6 protein-coding genes are annotated in these 6,037 nt (G+C 30.4%); all 6 read right to left on the bottom strand.

The window, feature by feature from the left end:
- Positions 1–15: 15 nt before the first annotated feature.
- Positions 16–1,911 (bottom strand): methyl-accepting chemotaxis protein, encoded by a 1,896-nt coding sequence (locus tag QZZ48_RS13600; RefSeq protein ID WP_294966767.1) that lies wholly within the window; start codon positions 1,909–1,911, stop codon positions 16–18.
- A 64-nt stretch (positions 1,912–1,975) separates the two neighbouring features.
- Entirely contained in the window at positions 1,976–3,166 is a 1,191-nt protein-coding gene (locus QZZ48_RS13595; protein ID WP_294966765.1) for an MFS transporter, read from the bottom strand.
- Between the two features lie 76 nt (positions 3,167–3,242).
- On the bottom strand, positions 3,243–3,656 hold the full coding sequence (locus QZZ48_RS13590; RefSeq protein WP_294966763.1) for a hypothetical protein: 414 nt from the start codon (positions 3,654–3,656) through the stop codon (positions 3,243–3,245).
- 71 nt (positions 3,657–3,727) lie between these two features.
- Entirely contained in the window at positions 3,728–4,630 is a 903-nt protein-coding gene (locus tag QZZ48_RS13585) for an ORF6N domain-containing protein (RefSeq protein ID WP_294966761.1), read from the bottom strand.
- A 211-nt stretch (positions 4,631–4,841) separates the two neighbouring features.
- Positions 4,842–5,183, bottom strand: coding sequence for a type II toxin-antitoxin system HicB family antitoxin (locus QZZ48_RS13580; RefSeq protein ID WP_294966759.1), 342 nt, complete (start codon positions 5,181–5,183; stop codon positions 4,842–4,844).
- Positions 5,176–5,430 (bottom strand): type II toxin-antitoxin system HicA family toxin, encoded by a 255-nt coding sequence (locus QZZ48_RS13575; RefSeq protein WP_294966757.1) that lies wholly within the window; start codon positions 5,428–5,430, stop codon positions 5,176–5,178. The genes QZZ48_RS13580 and QZZ48_RS13575 overlap by 8 nt, the downstream gene beginning before the upstream one ends.
- Positions 5,431–6,037: the final 607 nt, after the last annotated feature.

The following is a 6,037-nucleotide window of genomic DNA, read 5'->3' as shown; positions in this document are numbered from 1 at the left end:
AAGCTATCTTAAATACTATGATTTAAATTTATTTAATTCATCATTTAAATTTTCTGTCATTTTATTTAAGTGTTCTGATGCGCTAGCAATCTCTTCAACACTTCGAACATTGATACTAGAAATATCGTCGATTTTGTTAATTTCATTTGAAATACTACCAATTTTCTTTGCTGTATCAATATAATCTTGAATAGTATGTCCTGCATTTTTTGCAGTTGTATTTAAAATATTCATTACATTTGAAACATTTGTTTGTACTTCTTGAGAGGTACCAGTGATTTTTTCCATCTTATTTGTATTATTATTCATCTCTGAACTAACATCTGTAATAGATTGAACAACAACATTAATTGTTGCATTGATCTCTGCTAAAGACTTTTGTGTACGTTCAGCAAGTTTTCTAACTTCATCTGCAACAACAGCAAACCCACGTCCATGCTCACCTGCTCTAGCTGCTTCTATAGCCGCATTAAGCGCGAGTAAATTAGTTTGATCTGCAATATCATCAATAACTGACAGAATATCTTTAACATCTTTTGTGTTATTACTAACAATTTGTAGTTTATCTGATAATTCTATTTCTCTTAATGTGCTATCTTGAAGAGATGTAGCTAAACTGACTACTTCTGTGTTCACTTTACTTAAATCTTTTACAACATTTTCTATGTCTTTATGCGATGTCTTAGCCTTTTCAACAGATGTTTCAAGGTATGATTTTAATTGATTAGCATCTTGTGTCGCTTTTGAAACGATTTCAGCTTCTTTTTCAACTCTTCCTCCTACCTCTGTAGCTGTTTTAGAAAGTTCGTATGAAACTGAAGCATTTTCATTACTACTTATTTTTGATTCACTAATAATAGTATGGATTTTATCTATAAAAAGATTAATATCTTTGGAAATTTCACCAATCTCATCTTCAGAATTGACTTCTAGTCTTTGAGTTAAATCACCATCTTTAGTAGATAAGTTTTTAATTACTTGATTTAATTTTAAAAGAGGTTTAAATTGAATATTTAGTATTAATGAAAATAATATTAATGCAATTATAATCATAATTAAACCCGTAATACTTAAATGCAATAGTAATTCTTCCACTGAAGCAAATACAATATTTTTATCAATGCCTAAACAAACAATCCAACCATTCTCCATTTTTGTATATGTTAGAAGTCTTTTATTTCCTTTGGAAGACATATAGTTATAGACGCCAGTTTTATGTTCATTGATTTCTATTTTTAAATTTTTAAAGCTATCATTTAGAGTATATATTAGTTTTCCTCTAGAAGCTTCATTTGGGTGAAATATTATATTCCCTGTTTTATCTAAGATAAAAGCATAACCGCCTTTATATTTTGCAGCAGCAACTTTTTTACTAATATCTTCCACCAAGAAGTTAGCCGATACAACCCCAATTTTAGTTGCATCTTTTACAATAGGTGATACAACTGAAATAGTGAGCTTTTTACTGCTTTTACCCATAAATGGTTTACTCAATGATGTTTTGTTAACAGACATTCCTTTTTTAAACCAAGGACGAATACGTGGGTCATATCCTTTAGAAGGTGTCTTAGCACTAGCATATATTATTGTTCCATCATTTAAACCCATGTAAGTTTTTTCTGCGTTAATACTTTGTTTAGCAACATTAAGTAATGGAACCATCTGCACTTTTGTTTTTATTGGATGAACACTAATTTGTTTAGTTACAGCTGTTACAACAGCAACTCTAGTATTAACCCAGTTTTCTAAATCTATTTTTAGAGATTTAGCATATGCAGATTGTTTTTCTTCAATCTCTAATCTTATATTCGCTTCCATTTCATAATAACTAATAATCGCAAAGACAGCTAGAGATAGAGTTGAAAATATCCCTGAGAAAAGCATTATTCTCTGTTTAAATCCAAAATTCATTTATATTATCCTTTTGTTGTTTTTTTAATTGTATCTAAAAAAAAGGGATAAAAATAGGACTAAACTAAGAATTATTTAATTTTGTATGCTTAACCAATCTTGTTTCATTCCCCGGTTTTTGGTTTTTAGGTATTAAAAATGATAATAGTAAAGAACTTACTGCAATAAGAGAACCTATCAGAAATACTAAGGAGTGAGAGTACAACCAAACAAACCCCAATAGTACTGGCAATATAACTGCTGCAACATGATTGATAGTAAAACTAACAGCACTTGCACTTGCAATATCTTTTGGGTCTGCAATCTTTTGAAAATAAGTTTTGAGTGCAATTGCCATAGAAAACAGCAAATGATCAATAAGAAAAAGAAAATAGGCTAAATACAAATTCTCTACAAACGCATAAGTAGTAAAAACGAGTAATAAACCAATATATTCAATTTTTAAAGAGATATTTTCCCCAAACCTAGTTATAAATTTTCCTATTTTTGGTGCAAGATAAATATTTAATATATGATTTGCAATCAACAACATAACCATATTATGAATATCTACTCCAAATTTTTCTACTAGTAAAAATCCAGCAAATACTACAAATATTTGTCTTCTAGCTCCTGCAAAAAATGTAAGTACGTAAAATAGCCAATACTCTTTTTTTAAGCGTAACTTTTTATCTTGAACTATGTCATCATCAAAGTGTTTAAACATCACCAATGAGGCTAATCCAATAAAAAAAGTAATACCTCCAAAAAATAGATAAACTTCTTTGTACTCAACACTGAAAAACTTCATCATCACATAAATCAAACCCAAACTCAGTACAGCAGTAAATGATCTAGTCGCAGCCAATTTACCCAAGACTATAGGAGCTTCTTTTTTAGTAAGCCACTGTAGAGATAGTGACTGGTTTAGTGTTTCTAAATAATGAAAGCCTGTTGACATAATTAAAGTTGTAATATAAAGTCCAAATACATTTGGGAAAATTCCCGTGATAGCAGTACCTAAACCTAATAACATAATAGAAATATAGGCAAGTCTTTGTTGTGCAATAATAATAGTGACAAGAACAACCGTAAAAGCTAGAAAACCTGGAATTTCGCGAATAGCTTGCAGAATCCCTATCTGACTTCCATCAAACAGAGCTACTTCAATAACAAAGTTGTTTAACAGACTCATCCACGCAGAAAATGAAAAAGTCATGGATATAGCCATAATATAGAGTAAAGCTTTTTTAGAGTGAAGTATTTTTTGTAGCATTGTTTAATAACCTTTTATAAAAGTTAATTATAGCTTTTTTTACTATTTAGTAGTACCTGAGGAGTGTATCTCCTCTCTAAGCTGTAGTTGTTAGATGCTTGAGTGTGTTTAAGTGTTTAGTACTTAATGACTGCAATGAAACAGCTTGCGCTAAACTAACCATAGAGTTATAAGAGTTTAAATCTAAGTGTTTTTCATATAGTGCACACTTCGCAAGTTCATCGTTTAGTTTCTCTTTAGAAACAAATATCTCCGGATAATTGTATAAATCTGAGATGCTATTTGCTGTATATTTATTATTAAAAAAAAGTTTGTTTGCTTTACTAACAGCAATATCTTTGTCAAGACCTTTATCTATACTTGAGATTTGTAGAGTGCTTTTAACTATTGAATATGGCTGATTAGGAAGTGCTAAAAGTGGATTAAACGCACTACTAGTTAATAATATTAAAAGTACAGAACGTTTTGAAAAAAGTATTTTGTATATCAATTATAATTCCTTTTATTTATTTTGTATTGAATATGCTATCAGTCATATGTGTTATATATTTGCTTTAGAATTTAAGTGTTTAGCTTCATCAAGATATCTAATGCATCTATCTCAAACTTTGAAAATGCAAACCATTTTTTACCTAGGTCTTTTAAACTAGCTCCGATGTGGTAGACATCTTTATCGTCTATGATTAAAAATCTATCGTGTGATGAGTCAAACTTTTTTAGCTCTATCTTTGGGTACTGAGTATTGTGCTTTTTGAGGTCTAGTTGTAATGCTTTTGTCATATTCTTTGTATAGATGCAAGCCTTTACCCTTGCATCTCTTTTTGAGAGTAGGGTAAGCACGCTATCATCACAGTAGTTGTCTATCAAAACTATGTTTGTCTTCGCACTTTTTATAAGCTCAGATGCAAACACATAAGCATCGTAAACCTGTCCATCATAAAAAATGCCTTGCTTTGGTTTTAACTCTTTACTCTCTATGGCATCTAAGATAGCATCTACTTTTTCATCTGTCTTAAATTGTTTTTGTTCTAGTGAATCTAGTCTTTGAAATACTAAAGCATTGTTTGAGATGAACTTTCGCATCTGTACAAAGGCATTGATGATGTAGACGCTTGTCTGAATAGCTGTTTGACTTTTGAGTATAGCCGAGAGCATAGCTACACCTTGTTCTGTAAAAACGTAAGGTAAATATCTTCTTCCACCATGTTGATTGGAAGTCACATTTTGTGACTTCCAACTTGAGGTTCCATTTTGGAACCTCAAGTTTTGATATTCTTCTTGAGAAAGTTGAAACCTAAAATTTTCTGGAAATCTATCAATGTTTCTATTTATGGCTTTATTGAGTTGTTTCGTTTGAACCCCATAAAGTTCTGCCAACTCATTATCAAGTATAACTTGAAAACCACGTATAGAGTAAATCTTGTTTTTAATAGTCTCTTCGTTTATAACTGATAATTCATTCATAACAAATCCTAGATACTTTTACATATCATGTCACAAATAAAAGTTAATGTTAAAAAATATGACAATTTGTAATATTTTTCTTAACTAATCGCATTCTATGACTAGTTCATTTGCACTGTTTCTAAGGTATCACAGATTGTGATTCCAACTTCCACCAAAACACAAACGCCCAAACCGTAGCCAATTCATAAAGTATGACAGAATAAAAAGTTTAGTGACTACTAAACACTCTATTCGCTAATGTCTGTTGAATAAATGAGTTTAAAGATACACCGGCTTTTAATGCTTCTTTATATATTTTTTTATGTAGCTCTGGATCTATTCTAACGTTGAAAACACCTTTATATATTTTTTGTGGTTCTCGTCCAAGATCTAAACAAGTTTGTAAGTACTCCTTTACAGCATTATGAAAGTTGTTTTCTAAGTCATGAGCATTATCTGACTCAAAAGTAACTAAGTCATCTATCATCTCAAGCTTTCCAAAGAAGCACTTGTCTTCGCTAGAATACTCTATGCTTCCGATATAGCCTTTATATTCTATAGTATTAGCCATTTTGAATCTCCCGTAGTTTTTCTTGTATCTGTTTAACTAGATACACTTTTAGTATATCGTTAGGATGTGGTTTATGTAAGTTAATCAGACTGTTTTTTTCTTTGTTGAAAAACTTAACAGCAGAACCACTTCCTTCTAGTTTTGCATACCCTAAAGTTAAAAGTAGAGCCTCTAACTCACTAAAAGTCAAATCTTTTTTAATAGGTATATGTAAAAACTTTTTGAGTAATTTATCTTTTTTACTCATAATAATGATACCACTTTCTAGTTACAAAGTCAATTGTGTGTTTTCTGTTCATAACTTACCTTTTAATTTTTCATATATTGACATAAAAAATAGTCTGCTGTAAAAAGTATGACAGAATGAAAAGTTTTTTTATAAACTATCTTGTGGTACAATTGTACCAATGGAGTGAGAGCGTAAGCTCCCACATTTTAATATAAGCGTTCCGCAAAAACGATTAAAACCATTAGCACAATGAAAAACTTCACTGGCGTATCCTCCTTTTTGGAGATACCCACTAACTCCACTCACTAAACTCACCCAGTCGCAGAAGAAATCAATACCAGTTGTAGAAAAAAAGTATAGTATGTTTTTAGAATGAAGTGTAGAAGCATGACAATTTGTAATGTTTTAAGTTTGTGGTCTATCTACCCATTTGAATATATCTAAAATCTTAATTTGTTTTTCTTCTATTTTATAAATTGTTGTGTAACCTTTGAAAATTAAATCACGATAATTTTCATTATCTATATATTTCGCCAATTCCAACAACAAGTGCAATTTCCACCTAAATTAGCTAGCTAATCTTTTACTCATTTCACTGAAAAACACTTCATACGGAGTTTTGTAT

Source organism: Sulfurimonas sp., assembly GCF_016744025.1.
Classification (GTDB): Bacteria; Campylobacterota; Campylobacteria; order Campylobacterales; family Sulfurimonadaceae; genus Sulfurimonas.
This window is presented reverse-complemented; position numbering and strand designations above follow the sequence as displayed.

Excerpts from the sequence above, each read along its gene's own strand:
- QZZ48_RS13600 (WP_294966767.1), bottom strand. The coding sequence starts at position 1,911 with ATGAATTTTGGATTTAAACAGAGAATAATGCTTTTCTCAGGGATATTT.
- QZZ48_RS13595 (WP_294966765.1), bottom strand. The coding sequence starts at position 3,166 with ATGCTACAAAAAATACTTCACTCTAAAAAAGCTTTACTCTATATTATG.
- QZZ48_RS13585 (WP_294966761.1), bottom strand. The coding sequence starts at position 4,630 with ATGAATGAATTATCAGTTATAAACGAAGAGACTATTAAAAACAAGATT.
- QZZ48_RS13580 (WP_294966759.1), bottom strand. The coding sequence starts at position 5,183 with ATGGCTAATACTATAGAATATAAAGGCTATATCGGAAGCATAGAGTAT.
- QZZ48_RS13575 (WP_294966757.1), bottom strand. The coding sequence starts at position 5,430 with ATGAGTAAAAAAGATAAATTACTCAAAAAGTTTTTACATATACCTATT.